The following is an 18,608-nucleotide window of genomic DNA, read 5'->3' on the forward strand; positions in this document are numbered from 1 at the left end:
AAAGATTAAACCGGAGCAGGCAATTTCTAATTTCACAAAACCGTCAGATTTCATCCGGCTCGTCGAGCACGATGGCATCGGCCTGCAGATTGCCGTCGATCGCCTTCAGAAGCCGCACCAGATTGCGGATTTCCTTCTCGGAAAAATCGAGCGTCGCCAGCCGGTCGCAGGCTGTCGCGGCCTGCTCGATGGCCGCAACGCTGCCGCGGCCGAGATCGGTGAGGTAGACCTTGGTGAGGCGCGCGTCGTCGGCATCGGCCTTGCGCTCGAGAAAGCCCTGCGCCTCCATGCGGCCGATCGTGCGCGTCATGGTCGGCGCCTTGACGCCGAGCTTGTGCGCCAGCGCCCCTGCCGTCATGCCGTCGGTTTCGGCGAGAGAGGTGATGACGCCATCCTGCCCGGCATAGAGCCCGCTCTCCAGAAGGTTGCGGGAAAGCACGGTGCGCATCGAGCGGGCGGCCTGCGTCAAAGCCGGCGAAAGATCGACCACCGTATACTCGGTCTGGTCCTTCTTCTTCGACTTCTGCTTCTTGCCGTCCTTGTGCTTCTTACCCATTGCCGTCCCTTTGATCTTGCCGCGCCCTGCACCCAATTGAGGTTGTGAGGGACGGCAACAGTTTCATTTGGCGCCTAAGCCTTCCTCCAAATCCATTTTGATTTAAAGGCTTATGCATTAAGCATTGAGATCGTTGCGTTATGACATTGCGCATGATCTCGTCATAAACAAGAGGCCTTAGCCGGATGAACGCGCCAGCGACCGAGTTCGACGACCACGATCCGCAATTTTCTGGTGCGCAGCGCGACCGGCACATCGTTGTCCTTCCGCTCGGCGCCCATGAACAGCACGGCCCCCACCTTCCCTTCGACACCGACACGCTGATCGCCAACGGCATCGTTAGCAGGCTCAAAACCGCGCTCTCCAAGACGCTTCCGGTGACCTTCCTGCCGACGGAATCAGTCGGCTACTCAATCGAGCATATGGATGTGACAGGAACGCAAACGCTATCCTATGGCGAGGCGATCGAGCGATGGCTCGGCATCGCCGAGAAACTGTCGCGGCAGGACATCCGCAAATTCGTCATGCTCAACGCCCATGGCGGTAACTCGCCGCTGATGACTGTTGTCGCGACAGAAGCCCGCGTGCGCTTCAACATGCTCGCCGTCGCCACCAGCTGGACCCGCTTCGGCCTGCCGCATGGGGTGATCTCGCCGGAAGAGAAAGCAATCGACATCCACGGCGGCGACATCGAGACCTCGGTAATGCTGGCGCTGCACCCGGACAAGGTGGACATGGCCAAGGCCGAAAACTTCCCCTCCCGCCAATCCGACTTCGCCGCCCGCTACAAGCACCTGCGCGCTTACGGCCAGCACGCCTTCGGCTGGAAAATGTCCGACCTCAACGACAAAGGCGTCGCCGGCAACGCCGCCAAGGCGACCGCCGCAAAGGGCGAGGCGCTGATCGCCCACGCGGTGAAGGGCCTGGTGGAATTGCTGGAGGATGTGGATGCCTTCGACGTGGACACGCTGAGATAGCGGGCCGCTTGTATCGACCGGTGCTTTTCATCATATTGATGGCAATCGCAGTGGCTCACCAAGGAGGCCCGCATGCGCATTTCCGTGAAAGAGGCTGAAGGTCAGCTGACCGAACTGGTGCGCCTTGCCAATCAGGGCGAAGAGATTGTGTTGACGCAGGATGGTCGTCCTAGCGCGCGTATAACACCGTTGAAAAAGCCCCTGAGCGCAGAAGAGAAGTCACGAATCTTCAATGAGGTCAGGGAGCGCGTCAGAAAGATGGATCTTCCTCCGGGTCCCGACGCCGCTCACAGCCAGGACTTTCTGTATGACGAGTACGGCCTGCCAAAGTGATTGTGGTCGACACATCAGCACTCATGGCCTTCATCGCGAGCGAGCCGGCCGCAGAACAGTGCCAGGCTATCCTGGAGCGGGAGCGGGAGATACTGATGTCGGCGGCAACCGTGACGGAGGCGCTGATCGTGGCCGCTGGGCGGGGCATCTCAGCCGATATGCGCTATATCATCGAGACATCAGTCACTGAGATCGTGGAGCTGACATCAATCCGCGCCGAACTTGCGGCGGACGCCTATCGCTCGTGGGGCAAAGGCTTTCACCCAGCCTATCTTAACTTCGGCGATTGCTTCTCCTACGCCACCGCCAAGGAGTTCGATTGCCCGCTGCTCTACATCGGCAACGACTTCTCAAAGACCGACGTGAAATCCGCGATTCCGCGCGCCACATCCTAATGTGATCTTATAACATACGAATCCCTTTGAACTGCCGCGCCGCACCCCTTATATGAGACGACGAATTTGAAAGGCCCGGGATAAGCACCCGAGCAAGCCCCCACCTATCGAGGTTCTCATGACCGACGCTCTCCAGACGCAACCCAAGCCCATCCCCGTCACCGTTCTCACCGGCTACCTCGGCGCCGGCAAGACGACGCTGTTGAACCGCATCCTGACGGAAGCGCATGGCAAGAAGTATGCCGTCATCGTCAACGAGTTCGGCGAGATCGGCATCGACAATGATCTGATCGTCGAATCCGACGAAGAGATCTACGAGATGAACAATGGCTGTGTCTGTTGCACGGTGCGCGGCGACCTGATCCGCGTCGTCGAAGGCCTGATGCGCCGTCCCGGCCGCTTCGACGGCATCATCGTCGAGACGACGGGTCTTGCCGATCCGGTGCCTGTTGCCCAGACCTTCTTCATGGATGACGACGTCCGCGCCAAGACCGAGCTCGATGCCGTGGTCGCCCTCGTCGATGCCAAGCACCTGCCGCTGCGCCTGAAGGACAGCCGCGAGGCCGAAGACCAGATCGCTTTCGCCGACGTCGTGCTGATCAACAAGACCGACCTCGTCACCCCGGAAGAGCTGGCGCAGATCGAAGACGTCGTGCGCGCCATCAACCCGTCGGCCCGCGTCTACAAGACCAGCCGCTCCGGCGTCGATCTCGCCCGCGTGCTAGACCAGGGTGCCTTCAACCTGGAACGCGCACTGGAAAACGACCCGCACTTCCTCGACCATGATCACCCCGACCATGTCTGCGGTCCCGATTGCGGCCACGACCACCATCACCATGCGCACGACCATGATCACGATCATCACCACCATGATCATGACCACGGGCATGACCATCACCACCACGATCATGGGCACGACCACCATCACCACGGCGCCGTCTCCCCGATCCATGACGTGACGGTGCAGTCGGTTTCGCTGCGCGGCGGCGAGATGAATCCAGACCGTTTCTTCCCCTGGATCCAGAAGATCACCCAGACGCAGGGCCCGAACATCCTGCGCCTCAAGGGCATCATCGCCTTCAAGGACGATGCCGAGCGCTATGTCGTTCAGGGCGTGCACATGATCATCGAAGGCGACCACCAGCGCGCCTGGAAGGACGGCGAGAAGCGCGAGACCCGTCTCGTCTTCATCGGCCGCGAGCTTGACCGCGAAAAGCTCGAAGCTTCCTTCAAGGCGTGCGAGGCAGCTGCCTGATGCCGACTGTTGCCCCGTTTGATATCGACGGCCATATCCTGGCCGTCGAATTTTTAGGTGATACCCCCTTCTTCGCCAGCGCCACCGGCACGTTTCACCGGCTGGATGGCTCGGAAAAGGTCACCGAAGCCCATCAGGGCATGCTCACTTGCATCCGCGATCCCTATAGCGAAAGCCTGATCTCGGGCGGCGAAGACGGCAAGGTGCTGCGGATTGCGGCCGATGCCAGCGTCACCGAGCTGGCGCATGCGCCGCGCAAGTGGATCTCGCAAGTCGCAGCCGGCCCGCAGGGCGCCATCGCCTATTCCCACGGCAAGAGCGCGATCGTTCGCCTCGCCGATGGCACCACCCGCGAATTCACCGAGGAACGCACCGTCGAAGGCCTCGCCTTCGCCCCCAAGGGCATGCGCGTCGCCGCCGCCCGCTATAACGGCGTCTCGCTGCATTGGGTTGTGGGCGAAGCCAAGCCCGTCGATCTCGAATGGAAAGGCGCTCATACCGGCGTCACATTCTCGCCGGACGGCAACTTCCTCGTTACGACCATGCAGGAAAACGCGCTCCACGGCTGGAAGCTCGACACCAAGCCTGGCGCCGAAGCCCGCCACATGCGGATGACCGGCTACCCCGCCAAGGTCAAGTCGCTCTCCTGGTCGGCCAAGGGCAAGTGGCTAGCCTCATCAGGCGCTCCGGCTGCCATCGTCTGGCCCTTCCAGGGCAAGGACGGCCCGATGGGCAGGTCGCCGCTCGAGCTCGGCACCCGCGCCAACATCATGGCGACCTCGGTCAAGTTCCACCCGGCCGAGGACATCCTCGCCATCGGCTTCATCGACGGCATGATCCTCGCTGTTCGCCTCGCCGACAGCAAGGAAGCGCTGATCCGCCGCCCTGGCAAGGGCGCGATCACGGCCATGAGCTGGAGCAAGAACGGCAAGCTGCTGGCCTTCGCTTCGGAAGCCGGCGATTGCGGCGTGGTCGATATCGCCGCCTAAAGCATGTCGCGCAAAGTGTGCAGCGGTTTTGCGGCACCGACATGCGACAGAGCAAAAACTTAAAGCGTAACGAGCGAATCCGAAGGATCGCGACACGCTTTAAGACACTTATCCCGAGACTGGCCACCGGTTTCGGGATAAAGACACGCTTGAAAACAGTTGGCGTGAAAACAGAGAGCTGAGCCAGATGTCGCAGACCAGAACCGCCATCGCCGAAACCGCAGCCGCCAACGATGCCTCGGCATGGGTGTTGATCCGCGCCGAGGCCCTGGCGCTGTGCGAACGCGAACCGGTCTTGCGGCCTCTTTTGACATCGCAGGTAATCGAGGCTGCGGATAGCGCGACAATCGTTGCCCGCGTGCTTGCCGCGCGCCTCGCGCGCGCCGATGTCGATACGGCGGCGCTGACGGCGCTTCTCCAGGAGACGCTGACCCCTGCTATCCTCACCGATATCCAGGCCGATCTGATGGCGGTGCGCAAGCGCGATCCGGCCTGCACGACCTATCTGCATGCGCTGCTCAATCTGAAGGGCTTTCACGCCCTGCAGATCCACCGCGCCGCTCATAAATTGTGGAACGAAGGCCGCGTCGAGGTCGCCAGCTGGCTGGCCAATCTCGCCTCGCTGGTCTTCGGCCCGGATATCCATCCGGCTGCCAGGATCGGCTCCGGCATCATGCTCGACCACGGCTCCGGTATCGTCATTGGCGAAACGGCTGTCATCGAGGACGAAGTCTCCATCCTGCAGGGCGTCACGCTCGGCGGCACCGGCAAGGAAACCGGAGACCGCCACCCGAAGATCCGCCGCGGCGTGATGATCGGCGCAGGCGCCAAGATCCTCGGCAATATCGAGATCGGCGCCTACACCAAGGTGGCAGCCGGCAGCGTCGTGGTGAAGCCTGTTCCGGCCCATTGCACGGTGGCCGGCGTCCCGGCAGCGGTGGTGCGCATCCATTCGGCCAGCGAAATTCCCGCCGAAAGCATGGACCAGAATATCTGAGTTCGGGCTAAAGCAATTCCAGCAAAAGTGCAGCGCGGTTTTGCGTCCGGAATTGCGTAATAACAAATAGATAGAGCATTTTTGCGTTTCGAAGAAACGCGGAAATGCTCTAGGCCGCCTGCTCCTGCGCCGGCGATGCCTCTACCCGGTCGCGGCCCTGGCGCTTGGAGGCGTAGAGCGCGGTATCGGCCCGCCCCAGAAGCTTCTTGAAGTCGATATCAGGGCCACTGCAGGCGGCGACGCCGATGCTGAGCGTCGGAAGCGACGCAAACACCGCCATCGCCGAAACCTGCTCCGAAAACGCCAACCGCATCCGCTCGGCGACGGCAATCGCCCCATCCTCGGCGATATTCTTCAGCACCACGAGAAACTCGTCGCCGCCGTGGCGCGACAAGAGATCATCGGGCCCCAGCACGCTGCGCGCCGCACTTGAAAACAGCCGGAGCACATCGTCTCCGACAAGATGACCGTGCTGATCGTTCAGCTGCTTGAAGTGATCGATATCGACCACCAGGAGCGCCAACGCGTGGGCATCGCGCACCGGCAGCCGCTGCGCCAGCCCGCCACGATTGAGCGCTCCCGTCAACGGATCATGATGCGCCAGCGCGATCAGTTCGCTCCTGTTGCGCTCGGCCGCCATCAGCACGATCAGCATGCTACGCAGCGCCAGGAAAATGACCGCCGTCGATGCCATCCAGCTATGGGCGACGGTGGCGCCGTAGGGATCGGGACCCGCAATTTCCCCAGTCGCCGCCATGACGCTACGCACCAGGAAAATCGCCGCCGTCGGCAGATAGAGCCACGCCAGCAGCCCCGCCGAGAAAAGCTTCTCGCGCCTGTGGATGCCGATACCCTCGCGCAGCACCGCCAGATCGCACAGGCAGCAGATCGCCGAGACATAGAACAGCCGCACCGACACAGACATATCGCCGGAGGGCAGAGCCGCAACCGGGAGGCTGATGCAGACGAGCGCCAGCGCACAGGCAAGCATCGACACCGGCCGGCCGGCGAGCACGCGGATGGCGAAGAACGACAGCAGGTAGCCGGCAATGGTCAGCACATTGCCAAGCTGGATCGACAGCACATAGGGGATGAAATTGCGCAGGCAGACAAGCAGCGTACCGACGCCGAGCACCAGATAGCTGGCGCCCCACCATGCCGGCCAGCGGCCGAACCGCCCGGTCCAATAGCTCACCATATGCGCGCTTCCGAGAACCAGGAGCGTCATGGCGGAGACGACATAGATCGTCCGCAGATCCAAAATCATGTACGCGCCTCCAATCCACCGGCGCGGACACACTACGAGATCGCTATTGCGTTTTGATTGGAACGCTCGGTCGCATTTTAATCAATGGGCCGAAAAGCCCGCTCAGACAGGGCGTGCGGCGGCGATGATCTCGGAGAGAAGGCCGTGCAGCGCATCGCGGTAGCCGGTTCTCGCCGAGGGGCCGTCCTCGTCTGACGTCATCACGACGGTGAGCTTCAGCGAGGGCACGATATAGAGCATCTGGCCGCCATAGCCCCAGCCGAAATGAACTTGCTCGCCGCCGATCTCTCGCGAGAACCAGCCGTAGCCGTAGTCATCGCCCGAGAAGCGCGAATTGGTGCGGTGCTGCCAGGACTGGACGACCCAATTGGCGGGCACGACCTGCGTGCCATCTGGAGCCTTGCCGTCATTGCGGTAGAGCTCGCCGAAGGCAAGCAGCGAGCGCGCGGTCATGGCCATCTGATTGCCGCCGAGATAGATCCCCTGCGGATCGCGCTCCCATGCGCCGATGCGAAAGCCATCGACGGGCGCCAGCCACTCCCGCGCCAAGGCGAGCGTCGATTTCCCGCCGACCTTGGTCAGGATCGCCGAGAGGAGATGGGTCGAGGCTGTCGAGTAAAGCATCTGCCCGCCCGGCTCATCGGCAAACGGCTGCGCAAGCGCGAACCGCACCCAGTTGCGCGACGACACGAAGCGTCCGTAATCGGGACCGGAGAGACGACCAAGCCCCGCCTGCATCGAGAGCAGATTACCGGTGATCTCGCCGAGCCTCGGGTCCGGATTGTCCGGCAGGTCGGCCTTCAGGATCGGCGCGATCTTCTGGTCCGGCCCCTCAAGCAGGCCCTTCGCAATGGCGATGCCGACGAGGCTCGAGATGATCGACTTGGAGGCCGACTTGATGTTGACGGATTCACGCGTCGAATGGCCGCGATAGCCATGCTCGGCGATGACCTCGCCATCCCTGGCGACGACGACAGCCTTCAGCGGCCGCAGCTCCTCGCGCGACGCGCCGCCATCGAGCAGCGTGGCAAACGGGTTCGGCTGCTGCGCGAAGGCGACGGCCGGCGTGAGCGACAGGATGACGAGAAGTGCGAGGCGCTTGATCATGCGCCATTATCTATGACGGGCGGCCGATCAAATCATCGGCCGTCCAACCCATCTCACAGGGATGTGAAACCTTATGATCGCGCTTGGCTCAAGATCATTGATGCACGCATTTTCGGTTCATCTGGGGTCGCTTTTGCGCTTTGGTGAATTTCGCGATCATCCCCGCCGGACATTTCTTGTCGTCGAAGAGAACGGATTCACCCGGCGCCATCGCATCGACCGTCGGCTTCGCCGTCACCGTCTTGATTGCTGCAAAGGACGTCGACGCGCCGGCAAGCGACAGCAGGCAGGCGCAGGAAAGGGAAAGAAGTAGAGACCGCATCATAGGTTCGCCCTCACGTTTTAGTGATCACTAAAATACATTCCTACGGAATCGCGCCGGCGGCAAGTCATCCGATCGATGGGCAGCACGAATATCCGCGCGCGGACTGCCCACGGCGGTGAAAAAGGGGAGAAGGCAGGCGGTCGAGGTATTGAGTAGTAAGTGTCAGGCTGGTCCGCCTGCCCGATCGTTTCAGGCTTTCCGGCTTCATCAGACCGACAGGAGCGTCTCTCGATCTGGCGTCCCCGGACGAATCATCTGCCCTGACGGCACCCGATTCGACCTTTCACGACCGTCATCGAGCGCCGAATTATGAACGGAGACCGAACCGGTTCATGAACCCGGCTCCCTGCTCGATGACGCGTTCATGATGCGCCGACCCTACGCCATGGGGATGATTCTCGCCCATATTTTCATCCATATGATTGTTTTTTCTGCATTTTATTAGAACGAAAAGTGAATTTCTTCCCCATAAAGGCGAAGCTGCAGTGTTGCTAAAATATCGTTAAAATTTACCGTCACAGTTTTTTGTTCATCTGGCGTTCAGAAAACTCTTGGGAAAGCCGACTTTTGCGCTCACATTAGATACCAGAGAACTAGGAGTGCATGAATGATTCTTAAGGCCACAGCCGCAGCGACCATATTCGCGGTCTATGCTTTCACGATGTTTTTCATCGCCGCCATACCGGACAATATCGTACAGACTGCCGGGACACAGCTGGTCGACGCAAGCGTCGTCAAGTAAGCGCCTCAAACTACGGGCGCAGCGAATACAGAGGGGAAAATAGTCCGCCGGCTCTTCCGGCGCCCCTTCAAACTGATTTCCTGAAACTGGAAATGAAACAAAAAAGCCCCTCCCTTTAGGGGAGAGGCTTAGCCGGACATGGCTTGAGTCAAGCCGCCCTGCGGATCGGCGCGCTGGCCAGCATCCGCCCCGTTGGGACGATCATGCCGGCCGCGCCGTCAAGCCAGCCCTCGATAAGCTCGAGCGCCAGAAAGCGCGAGCGTTCGAACGGACCAGGCATGACGAGATGCTGAGCCTTTGCGGCGAAGAAGCCGAAACGCTCGTAATAAGGGGCATCGCCCACAAGCAGGATGGCGCCGTGACCACGGGTCTTGGCTTCCAGCATGGCGGCGCGCATCAGCGCCGAGCCGACACCCTTGCCCTCGAAGCTGGAATCGACCGCCAGCGGTCCGAGCAGCAGCGCGTCGATGGCCGTGCCATCGGCATTGACGCCGGCTTCGACGTTCCACAGGCGCACGGTGCCGATCACGTGACCGTCGCGATCACGCGCAACCAGCGCCAGGCCTTCGGCCGGAACGCGGCCACGGCGGATCTTTTCCGACGACTTGCGGCGACGGTTCGGGCCCATGGCGCGATCGAGCAAATTCTCGCGCGCAACGACATCGCCGGCATTTTCGGCGTCGATGGTGAAAATGGAATGCGCAAAGAATGCGCGGACAGAATCAAGAACAGCGGCCATCGTGGCCTCCCGAACTCAAAACCGTTTCAAACGGTATCGTCAGATCATTGTGAGGGTGCCGCCCCGGCTGGCTACGGGGCGAGCTAAATCAGATAATATAGGCCTTCAGCGGTTCGAAGCCGTTGAACGCGACCGCCGAATAGGTGGTCGTGTAGGCGCCGGTGCCTTCGATCAGGATCTCGTCGCCGATCGAGAGAGTGAGCGGCAGCGGGTAGAGGTTCTTCTCGTAAAGCACGTCGGCGGAATCGCAGGTCGGGCCGGCGATGACGCAGGGCTCCATTTCGTCGCCGTCGCGCTCGGTGCGGATCGGGTAACGAATGGCTTCGTCCATCGTTTCGGCCAGACCGCCGAACTTGCCGATGTCGAGAAACACCCAGCGAGCGGCATCGTTGTCCGACTTCTTCGAGATCAGAACGACTTCCGTCTTGATGACGCCGGCGTTGCCGACCATGCCGCGGCCCGGCTCGATGATCGTCTTCGGCAGGTTGTTGCCGAAGTGGTCACGAAGGCTCTGGTAGATCGCACGACCGTAAGCTTCAGCCGACGGAACGTCGCGCAGGTACTTGGTCGGGAAGCCGCCGCCCATGTTGACCATCTGCAGGTGAATGCCCTGCTTGGCCAGCTGAACGAAGACGCGCTTGGCATCGGCAAGAGCCGAATCCCAGGCATCGACCTTGGTCATCTGCGAACCGACGTGGAACGACACGCCGTAGGATTCGAGGCCCAGCTGATGCGCGTAGACGAGAACGTCGACGGCCATCTGCGGCACGCAGCCGAACTTGCGGCTGAGCGGCCATTCAGCGCCTTCGCCATCGGTCAGGACGCGGCAGAACACACGGGCGCCGGGAGCGGCACGCGCGATCTTCTCGACTTCCTCGTGGCTGTCGACCGCAAAGAGGCTGACGCCGAGCGCATGCGCACGGGCAACGTCGCGTTCCTTCTTGATCGTGTTGCCGTAGGAGATACGGGCAGCGGTCGCACCGGCGTTGAGCGCCATTTCGATTTCGGCGACGGACGCGCAATCGAAGTTGGAGCCCATGTCGGCGAGCAGCTTCAGGACTTCTGGGGCCGGGTTTGCCTTGACGGCATAGTAGATGGCGCTGTCAGGCATGGCGTGACGGAAAGCGGAGAAATTGTCGCGCACGACGTCGAGGTCGACCACGAGGCAGGGACCGTCGGGACGTCGGGTTGCGAGAAAGTCGCGGATGCGCTGAGTGGTCATATCGATTCCCTTTTCAATTCCAGAGCTCCGAAAAAACCGGAGGACAAAGGGCAGCCGATCACTCGCATAGGAACCAGCCGGTGGAGACCCCGGAACCTTAGCAAGCGCTCGAATGCGCGAATGATGAATCAACGCCGCGAAAGCGACATGGATTCGGCTTTGTCTGCCATGGATTGGAGGGGATTCCCTACCGCACTTCCGGCAATGAAGGTGTGCCTCTTCAGTAACCCCCGCTGATGGAAAGCAGGGAGAGAACAAAAAGGCCCGCACCGTCGTTGCTTCAGGCGTCCTCGCATTTTCCGGTTGGCCGGAATAGCGACTGGAGGGGTTAATTCCAGGTACCTTACCGATTTCCTCACCAATTCGAGGGTTCGGCGGACACCCATGGGCACGTGCGACTTTGGGCTGAGGTCGAAATAAGAATATTCGCGGTCATAATCAAGAGTTTTTTTGGGGTTGCGCAAAAAAACGAAAAGCGCCAGCCCAAATGCGTGGACCTATTGCCGCATGAACGCCGCCCTTGCCTTTGTCCTGGGATTATCTGATTGATATTCCCGATATAAATCAGGACCGCAAAGCACTCATGGACACCCTCACCCGCATCCGCGCCTTCATCGACGTCGTCGAAGCCGAGGGTTTTTCCGCTGCCGCCCGCAAGACCGGACGGTCCAAGGCGCTGCTGTCCAAATACGTCCGCGAGCTTGAGGATGAGCTCGGCGCGCTGCTCTTGAACCGCACCACCCGCCAGTTCTCGATGACCGAGGCCGGTCACACCTATTATCGCACCGCTTCCGACATCCTGAAGGAGATCGACAACCTTGCCGATCTCGTGCGCGAGAACAACGCGCAGCTGAAGGGCAAGCTGAAGATCTCGGTGCCGCGCACCTATGTCGACGCCGATGTCGGCCAGTCCTTGATCGACTTCGCCCGGGAAAACCCGGACCTGCAGCTGGAAATCTCCGCCGATGACCGTTTCGTCGACCTGATCGAGGAGGGCTTTGACGTCGCGATCCGCGTGACGAAGCTCGAGGATTCCGGCATGATCGCCCGCAAGATCTCGGATTTCCGCATTCACCTCTGCGCCACGCCGGAGTTTCTGGAGCGTCATCCGCAATTGCAGAACCCCGCCGATCTCTCAAACGTGCCCTTCATCATCGACACCAATTCGCGCAGCCAGGGCAGCATCCGCTTCCAGAATCCCGACGGCACCTCGTTCGCCGTCGCCGTCTCCGGCCCGATCGAGGTCAACAGCCCGCATGCGACGCTGCGCGCCGCACTGTCAGGCATCGGCATCGCCTTCATTCCCGATTTCATCGCCCGCAAGCCGATCGAGAGCGGCGAGCTGGTGACGCTCTTCAACGACTATATCGCCACCGATCGCGGCATCTACGCGGTCTATCCGCACCGCCGCTACCTGCCGGCCAAGGTGCGCATTTTCGTCGACTATCTCTATAATTGGTTCAAGAAGCACCCCTAAGCCGGAACCGCGCAATTCCGGTCCCAATTCGGTCCCATTTTCCGGCAAGATCGCAGCAACTGATTTGGGCCGCCCCACCCGGATTTCTCGCCTTCCGGCAACCGAACCTGGCCCGAACTCTAGAGATGAAGTTAGCGGACGCATGAAGATATCGACTTTCCTGACGGCCGGCTTTCTGACGCTCGTGCCCGCCGCAGCCTTCGCGCATCCGCATATCTTCGTGGAGGCCCGCCTCGAGGTGGTCGCCGGCGATGACGGCAATGTCGCCGAGTTCCGCAACGTCTGGCGCTTCGACGAGGTCTTCACCTCCTCGGTCGTCATGGATTTCGACAAGAACACCGATTTGAAGCTGGAGCCGAACGAGCTCGCCGAAGTCGGCAAGACGGTCCGCGATTCCCTGGCTGACTATGACTACTACATGAACCTGACGATGAACGGGAAGAACGTGACGGTTCAGAAGCCCGACATCATTCACGTCGATTACCGCGACGGCCAGCTCCTGATGTTCTTCGCCGTCAAGCCGGTCGAGAAGATGCCGCTCAAGGGCAACCTCACCTTCGGCGTCTACGATCCGACGCTCTACACCTCGATCGACTTTCCGACCGACAAGGAGATGATCCTCGTCGGCGACGCCTTCAAGGCCTGCAAGCACCAGGTGGTCAGGCCCGATGCCGACCAGGTGATCTCGCAGAACAAGCAATCGCTGACCGACGCCTTCTTCAACGACCCGACCGGCACCAACATGTCGAAACTCTTCGCCACCAAGCTGGACGTCACATGCTGAGGCGCAAGTTCACGCTGCTGCTCTACGCCGCCGGCCTGCTACTCGTGACCGGGCTTGCCGCCGCGCATGCGCAATCGCCGCTCGGCATTGGCACGGCGGAGCCGAGCTTCCAGCCCTCAGGCGGCCCGCTGGCGCCGCTCTTTCTCTACATCAATCACGAGCAGCAGGCCTTCTATCGGGCGCTGACCAACGCGCTGAAAGCGATGCGCGAGGATCCCTGGCAGCTCGGAACGCTGGTCGGCCTGTCGTTTGCCTACGGTGTCTTCCACGCCGCCGGCCCCGGCCACGGCAAGGCCGTCATCTCGTCCTACATGATCGCCAACGAGATCGAGCTGAAGCGCGGCGTCGCGATTTCCTTCGTCTCGGCCTTCGTTCAGGGGCTGGTGGCGATCCTGCTTGTCGGCGGTGCCTGGCTGGTGCTGCGCGGCTCGGGCATCACGCTAACCATGGCGACGCAAGCGATGGAGATCGCAAGCTTCGTCATGGTCATCCTCTTCGGCCTGTGGCTCCTGTTGCGCAAGCTGCGCGCCATCATCCCGGCCTTCCAGCCAAGACAGGAAGCGCTGGCATCGGGCCCCGTCAGCATGATGCTCGACTGGCAGGACGCAGACCAGCGCGGCGAAAACACCTCCTACGCCTTCGGCGAAACCCAGGCCGCCAAGGCCGGCCACAAGTTCATTTCAGGCATGGCCTGCGAGACCTGCGGCCAGTCGCACATGCCCGACCCGGCGATGCTCGGCGCGGAAAAATTCAGCATCCGCGAGGCCTGGTCGGCAATCGTCGCCGTCGGCCTGCGCCCCTGCTCCGGCGCGCTGCTGGTGCTCACCTTCTCTTTGCTGAATGGCCTCTATCTCGGCGGCGTGCTCTCGGTCTTCGCCATGTCCCTCGGCACCGCCATCACCGTCGCCATCCTCGCAACGCTTGCCGTCACCGCCAAGGGCACCGCCATGCGGCTTGCCGGCCACGGCTCGCGCGTCTCGACCTGGGTGGGCAACGGCATCGAGCTGCTCGGTGCACTGCTTGTCATCGTGATGGGTGCGCTGTTGCTCGGCGCGTCGCTGCAGGGTGTGGGGTTTGGTGGGTAGTTGGTGAGATAAACTCACCCACCCCGCCGACGCTGATACCGCGCCCGCAGCCAGAACACCGCGAAAAACGCCATCACCAGACAAACCCCAACGACAATCGCCAGCGTCGGCGAATAATTGCCGATCCACAGCACCACCGACGGCAGGAAATAGATGACGAGCCCGGCACAGACGAGGATGATCGCAGCGGCAATCGCCGGCGAGCGGCGTTCGGATCTGGGGTCGGCCATGCGAAAATCTCCTGCGGGTGAGGAGAAGGGCTTAGGCCAGCCGCCGGCGAAAGGCAACTGGCCGTGCAACTCGCCGCGAGCACAGGCTTGCCAATCGTCAAACGGCAAGCCTTATTCGGCTCAGGCCGTGACCTTGGCCGACGACACGGTCGCGTCGATATGGTCGAGCAGCGCGTCCGGCAGGCCGAGGCGGCCGGCGAGCAGGTCGAGATAGCCGCGTTCGGCGCGAGTATCGGGATTGATGGTCAGCCGCGTCGCGGTATAGAGCTCGACCTTCTGCTCCTCGGTGCGCGCAGCGGCCACGAGATCGTCGATATCGACGGGATTGGCGAGTTCGTTGCGCAGGAAGGCCTCGGCTTCCGAGCCGAGATCGACTTCACGCACCTTTTCCATGATGTTGGCGCGCTCGGCATCGTCGATATGGCCGTCGGCCTTGGCAGCCGCAATCATCGCGCGGATCAGCGTCAGGGCGAAATCATTGGAGAGCTGCGGCCCCTCCAGGCTGAAGGCGGAATCCGGCGGCGGCAGCGCGATCGGCTGACCGGTCGTGGCGGCAGGCTGCGGTGCTGCCTCGGGCGACTTGCCGGACTGATAGTTCTTGTAGGCGAGATAACCGAGCCCCGCCACGGCCGCGAGCCCGCCGATGGTCGCGACATTGCCGGCGATGTTGCGGCCGGTCTTGGTGCCGAGCACCGCAGTCGCAAGGGCCCCTGCCTTCCACGGATTGTTCTTGGCCATCTCTATCGCCCCGCCCGCCCGGTCGCGAACGCTGCCGCCGACACCTGGAATTTGCGATCCCAGAAACTGCTCAAGAAGCTTCTTCGCGTCGAACATACCTGATTGTCTCCCTTTTAAGCTAAAACGGAAGATAGGTACGCCCGGCACGAATACAAATGCGGGCGGCGAGGCCGCCCGCACCATGCGGATCACAAAAATGTCAGGAGAAAGCGCCTCAGCCCTTCAGTGCAGCCGCCTCGGCGGCGAGCTTGGTGATGCCGGCCCAGTCGCCCGAAGCGATCAGTTCCTTCGGTGCGACCCAGGAGCCGCCGACGCAGATGACGTTGGGCAGCGACAGGTAGTCCATCGCGTTCTTCAGCGAGATGCCGCCGGTCGGGCAGAACAGCGTGCCAGCGAGCGGCGAGGAGAATGCCTTCAGCATGGCCGCGCCACCGGCCTGTTCGGCCGGGAAGAACTTCAGCACCTGGTAGCCTTCTTCGCGCAGCGCCATGACTTCGCTGGCGGTCGCGGCACCCGGCAGAAGCGGCACGGAGGAATCGCGGGCCGCGTCGAGCAGCTCCTGCGTGGTGCCCGGGCTGACGATGAACTTGGAGCCGGCGGCAACCGCGGCTTCCCAATGCTTGGCATTGAGAATGGTGCCTGCGCCGACCTCGGCACCCTCGACCTCGTCGGCCACGGCGCGAACCGTGTCCAGCGCTGCAGGCGTGCGCATGGTGATCTCGATCGCCTTCAGACCGCCCGCGACCAGCGCGCGCGCCAGCGAAACGCCCGACTTGACGTCGTCAACGATCAGAACCGGCACGACGGGCTGCAGTTTCAGGATGGAAAGGAGTTTCTCTGTCTTTTCGCCCATGGCCGTGGTTCCTTTGAAACGATTTAATTGCGGCAACGGAATAGACCTACCGCTAAAGTTTGTCGAGACCGCAACCATCTTTGGAACGGAATGGGTATCAACCTCAGCCAATTTGCGCTAGCGTACCCGCCGTCGTCAAAGAGGTTCATCGGTCATGGCAAAAGAGATCGAGCGGAAGTTCCTGGTACGCAGCGATGGCTGGCGCTCCGGCGCCGAAACGAAGTCTGTCCTCAGACAAGGCTATATCGCGTCTATGGACGATCGCTCGGTACGTGTGCGCATCATCGACAGGAAGAGCGCGCGGCTGACCACCAAGATCGGCCGCAGCAAGATGACCCGCGACGAATTCGAATACGAAATCCCGGTTACCGACGCCGAGGAGCTGCTTGGTGCGGCAATCGGCATCGTCATCGAAAAGACCCGCTACCGCGTGCCCTATGAGGGCTACGTCTGGGAGGTCGACGTTTTCGCCGGCCAGCACCGCGGCCTCGTCATCGCCGAGGTCGAGATGGGGTCGGAAGCCGAACGGCCGGCGCTTCCCGCCTGGCTCGGCCGCGAGGTCACCGGCGACTTCAGATACTCAAATCAGGCATTGGCAACCGAATTTGAGCACGACCGGCATGCCCTTCAGCATACGGCCTGACCGGTCCTTCAAATCACAGTTTCACAAGCTCGCGCGACGCCAGCTGCGCCATGCGATCGATGTGCTCGAAACGCGGCCTCAAGGCACGGACCACGCGATCCATGAAGCCCGCAAGCGGCTGAAGCGGGTGCGCTCGCTCTACCGTCTCGTCGCGAGCGCCGTGCCGAAATTTTCCGCTCGCGAGAACATCCGCCTGCGCGGCATCGCCCGCTCGCTGTCCTCGCTGCGGGATGCGGCGGCCCTCGTCGAGACGGCCACCTATCTGCACGAACGCGCCCGCGACAGCGACGAAGCCGAGGCGCTCGGCCGCATCGTCGTGGCGCTCACCGCCCGGCGCGACCGGCTGATCGCCGCCAGGCGCGATCCCGAAAAGGTCGTCTCCGACACCATCTCGGCGCTGAAGCGCGCGATCGCGGCCGTTCAGGACGTCAACCTCAAGGGTGGCCACCGCAGGCATGGGCGGCTTCTGGCGCATGGGTGGGACACCACGGTGCGCAAGGCACGCAAGGCGCTCGCCGCCTGCGAGGGGCATGTCTCGGCCGAAGCCTTTCACACGTTGCGCAAGCGCACGCAGGATTACCGCGCCTATCACAAGCTGCTCAATCCGCTCTGGCCGACCGCCATGAACGCCAAATACGAGGCGGCGAGCACGCTGGTCGACCTGCTCGGGCGCATCAACGATCTTGAGCTGCTGTGCGAGCTGGTCGAGACCGAGCATCACCATTTCGAGAATGCCGACGACCTCGCGCACCTGCTCTACGCCATCATCTTCCACCAGCAGCAGGGCCGCCACGATGCGCTGGATCGCGCCGAGACCATCTTCGGCCCGGATGCGGATGACGAGGCGATGCGTATCGAGATGCTCTGGATCGCCTTTGGTGGCTGAACATTAGCCGCACCTGCGGGCGATTGCGCTTGCGCTCTGAAAGCTGTATTTCCAGCGGCATGACCGACACATCGACCCAACAGGCGACGAGCCCTTTCCTCGTCGCGGCCCTTTATCATTTCGTTTCCGTGCCGCACTTCGAAAACCTGCGCGCGCCGCTGCAACAGCTGTGCGAGGATAATGGCGTCAAGGGCACGCTGCTGCTCGCCCATGAGGGCATCAACGGCACGATCGCCGGGCCGGATGCGGGGATCGCGACAGTGCTTGGCCATCTGCGCGCCATGCCGGAATTCGCCCGCCTGGAGCACAAGGAAAGCCGCGCGTCGAAGATGCCCTTCGTGCGCATGAAGGTGAAGCTGAAGAAAGAGATCGTGACGATGGGCGTCGAGAACATCGACCCCAACAAGATCGTCGGCACCTATGTCGCGCCGCAGGATTGGAACGCGCTGATCTCCGATCCCGATACGATCGTCATCGACACCCGCAACGATTACGAAACGGCGATCGGCATCTTCAAGGGCGCCGTCGACCCGAACACCAAGACCTTCCGCGAGTTTCCGGACTGGGTGAAGAACAACACCGGCCTGCACAACAAGCCGAAGATCGCCATGTACTGCACCGGCGGCATACGCTGCGAGAAGGCCACCGCCTTCATGAAGGAGCAGGGCTTCGACGAGGTCTACCACCTCAAGGGCGGCATCCTGAAATATCTCGAGGAAGTGCCGCAGGAGGAGAGCCTGTGGGAAGGCGCCTGCTTCGTCTTCGACGAGCGCGTCTCGGTCGAGCACGGCTTGAAGGAGGGCGACCACAAGCTCTGCCACGCCTGCCGCAATCCGATCACCGCGGAAGAGATCACTTCGGAGAAATACGAGGAAGGCGTGTCCTGCAGCCATTGCTACGACAGCCGCACCGAGGAAGACCGGCTGCGCTACCGTCAGCGCCAGCTGCAGATCGCGCTCGCCAAGAAGCGCGGCCAGAAGCACATCGGCACCTGACGGGATCACTTAA

The 18,608-nt window shown here is 61.9% G+C and carries 22 protein-coding genes; 13 read left to right on the forward strand and 9 right to left on the reverse strand.

The window, feature by feature from the left end; all coding sequences use genetic code 11:
- Positions 1-43: 43 nt before the first annotated feature.
- Complete coding sequence (locus ACCD05_RS24035) at positions 44-556, reverse strand: MarR family winged helix-turn-helix transcriptional regulator (protein ID WP_413395841.1); 513 nt, start codon at positions 554-556, stop codon at positions 44-46.
- Between the two features lie 185 nt (positions 557-741).
- On the opposite strand from ACCD05_RS24035, the gene ACCD05_RS24040 reads away from it, so the two are divergent.
- The 6 genes from ACCD05_RS24040 (at position 742) to cysE (ending at position 5,502) form a co-directional block, all read left to right on the forward strand.
- A complete protein-coding gene (locus ACCD05_RS24040; protein ID WP_413395843.1) occupies positions 742-1,533 on the forward strand; it encodes a creatininase family protein in 792 nt (263 codons plus the stop codon).
- 72 nt (positions 1,534-1,605) lie between these two features.
- Positions 1,606-1,866, forward strand: a complete 261-nt coding sequence (locus tag ACCD05_RS24045; protein ID WP_018901933.1) for a type II toxin-antitoxin system Phd/YefM family antitoxin — start codon at positions 1,606-1,608, stop codon at positions 1,864-1,866.
- A 2-nt stretch (positions 1,867-1,868) separates the two neighbouring features.
- Positions 1,869-2,261 carry a type II toxin-antitoxin system VapC family toxin gene (locus ACCD05_RS24050; protein WP_413395877.1) on the forward strand — a complete coding sequence of 131 codons (393 nt, stop codon included), beginning with the start codon at positions 1,869-1,871 and terminating at the stop codon, positions 2,259-2,261.
- Between the two features lie 118 nt (positions 2,262-2,379).
- Positions 2,380-3,516: a CobW family GTP-binding protein gene (locus ACCD05_RS24055; RefSeq protein ID WP_413395845.1), complete on the forward strand. Its 1,137-nt coding sequence runs from the start codon at positions 2,380-2,382 to the stop codon at positions 3,514-3,516.
- On the forward strand, positions 3,516-4,505 hold the full coding sequence (locus ACCD05_RS24060) for a WD40 repeat domain-containing protein (RefSeq protein WP_413395847.1): 990 nt from the start codon (positions 3,516-3,518) through the stop codon (positions 4,503-4,505). The genes ACCD05_RS24055 and ACCD05_RS24060 overlap by 1 nt, the downstream gene beginning before the upstream one ends.
- A gap of 178 nt (positions 4,506-4,683) precedes the next feature.
- Positions 4,684-5,502, forward strand: coding sequence for a serine O-acetyltransferase (gene cysE / locus ACCD05_RS24065; RefSeq protein ID WP_413395878.1), 819 nt, complete (start codon positions 4,684-4,686; stop codon positions 5,500-5,502).
- A 109-nt stretch (positions 5,503-5,611) separates the two neighbouring features.
- Here the strand turns inward: cysE and ACCD05_RS24070 are convergent, their stop codons facing one another.
- From ACCD05_RS24070 to ACCD05_RS24080, 3 genes are all read right to left on the reverse strand, one after another.
- Positions 5,612-6,769, reverse strand: coding sequence for a diguanylate cyclase (locus tag ACCD05_RS24070; RefSeq protein ID WP_413395849.1), 1,158 nt, complete (start codon positions 6,767-6,769; stop codon positions 5,612-5,614).
- A 102-nt stretch (positions 6,770-6,871) separates the two neighbouring features.
- Entirely contained in the window at positions 6,872-7,876 is a 1,005-nt protein-coding gene (locus tag ACCD05_RS24075) for a serine hydrolase domain-containing protein (RefSeq protein WP_413395851.1), read from the reverse strand.
- 94 nt (positions 7,877-7,970) lie between these two features.
- Positions 7,971-8,198, reverse strand: a complete 228-nt coding sequence (locus ACCD05_RS24080; RefSeq protein ID WP_413395853.1) for a DUF6719 family protein — start codon at positions 8,196-8,198, stop codon at positions 7,971-7,973.
- 610 nt (positions 8,199-8,808) lie between these two features.
- On the opposite strand from ACCD05_RS24080, the gene ACCD05_RS24085 reads away from it, so the two are divergent.
- A complete protein-coding gene (locus ACCD05_RS24085) occupies positions 8,809-8,943 on the forward strand; it encodes a hypothetical protein (RefSeq protein WP_018901941.1) in 135 nt (44 codons plus the stop codon).
- 148 nt (positions 8,944-9,091) lie between these two features.
- Here ACCD05_RS24085 and ACCD05_RS24090 read toward each other — a convergent pair whose 3' ends face one another.
- A complete protein-coding gene (locus ACCD05_RS24090; protein ID WP_413395855.1) occupies positions 9,092-9,682 on the reverse strand; it encodes a GNAT family N-acetyltransferase in 591 nt (196 codons plus the stop codon).
- Between the two features lie 88 nt (positions 9,683-9,770).
- A complete protein-coding gene (gene odc2, locus ACCD05_RS24095) occupies positions 9,771-10,904 on the reverse strand; it encodes an ornithine/lysine decarboxylase (protein WP_018901943.1) in 1,134 nt (377 codons plus the stop codon).
- A gap of 583 nt (positions 10,905-11,487) precedes the next feature.
- On the opposite strand from odc2, the gene ACCD05_RS24100 reads away from it, so the two are divergent.
- The 3 genes from ACCD05_RS24100 to ACCD05_RS24110 all read left to right on the forward strand — a co-directional run bounded on the left by ACCD05_RS24100 (position 11,488) and on the right by ACCD05_RS24110 (position 14,250).
- Complete coding sequence (locus tag ACCD05_RS24100) at positions 11,488-12,381, forward strand: LysR family transcriptional regulator (RefSeq protein WP_047509896.1); 894 nt, start codon at positions 11,488-11,490, stop codon at positions 12,379-12,381.
- Between the two features lie 142 nt (positions 12,382-12,523).
- Positions 12,524-13,165, forward strand: coding sequence for a DUF1007 family protein (locus ACCD05_RS24105; RefSeq protein ID WP_413395858.1), 642 nt, complete (start codon positions 12,524-12,526; stop codon positions 13,163-13,165).
- A complete protein-coding gene (locus ACCD05_RS24110) occupies positions 13,159-14,250 on the forward strand; it encodes a nickel/cobalt transporter (RefSeq protein WP_413395860.1) in 1,092 nt (363 codons plus the stop codon). Before ACCD05_RS24105 ends, ACCD05_RS24110 begins: the two co-directional genes overlap by 7 nt.
- A 14-nt stretch (positions 14,251-14,264) precedes the next feature.
- Here the strand turns inward: ACCD05_RS24110 and ACCD05_RS24115 are convergent, their stop codons facing one another.
- From ACCD05_RS24115 to ACCD05_RS24125, 3 genes are all read right to left on the reverse strand, one after another.
- Positions 14,265-14,480 (reverse strand): hypothetical protein, encoded by a 216-nt coding sequence (locus ACCD05_RS24115; protein ID WP_112945739.1) that lies wholly within the window; start codon positions 14,478-14,480, stop codon positions 14,265-14,267.
- Between the two features lie 120 nt (positions 14,481-14,600).
- Entirely contained in the window at positions 14,601-15,314 is a 714-nt protein-coding gene (locus tag ACCD05_RS24120) for a tellurite resistance TerB family protein (RefSeq protein ID WP_111564905.1), read from the reverse strand.
- A gap of 118 nt (positions 15,315-15,432) precedes the next feature.
- A complete protein-coding gene (locus ACCD05_RS24125; protein WP_018901951.1) occupies positions 15,433-16,071 on the reverse strand; it encodes a 2-dehydro-3-deoxy-phosphogluconate aldolase in 639 nt (212 codons plus the stop codon).
- A 154-nt stretch (positions 16,072-16,225) separates the two neighbouring features.
- On the opposite strand from ACCD05_RS24125, the gene ACCD05_RS24130 reads away from it, so the two are divergent.
- The 3 genes from ACCD05_RS24130 to ACCD05_RS24140 are packed head-to-tail and all read left to right on the forward strand — an operon-like array spanning position 16,226 to position 18,595.
- Complete coding sequence (locus tag ACCD05_RS24130; RefSeq protein ID WP_112982625.1) at positions 16,226-16,714, forward strand: CYTH domain-containing protein; 489 nt, start codon at positions 16,226-16,228, stop codon at positions 16,712-16,714.
- Positions 16,692-17,600: a CHAD domain-containing protein gene (locus tag ACCD05_RS24135; RefSeq protein WP_209235611.1), complete on the forward strand. Its 909-nt coding sequence runs from the start codon at positions 16,692-16,694 to the stop codon at positions 17,598-17,600. The genes ACCD05_RS24130 and ACCD05_RS24135 overlap by 23 nt, the downstream gene beginning before the upstream one ends.
- Positions 17,601-17,659: 59 nt before the next feature.
- Complete coding sequence (locus ACCD05_RS24140; protein WP_413395880.1) at positions 17,660-18,595, forward strand: rhodanese-related sulfurtransferase; 936 nt, start codon at positions 17,660-17,662, stop codon at positions 18,593-18,595.
- Positions 18,596-18,608: the final 13 nt, after the last annotated feature.

Origin of the sequence: Rhizobium sp. Rhizsp42, assembly GCF_047304155.1 — a bacterium.
Taxonomy (GTDB): domain Bacteria; phylum Pseudomonadota; class Alphaproteobacteria; order Rhizobiales; family Rhizobiaceae; genus Rhizobium.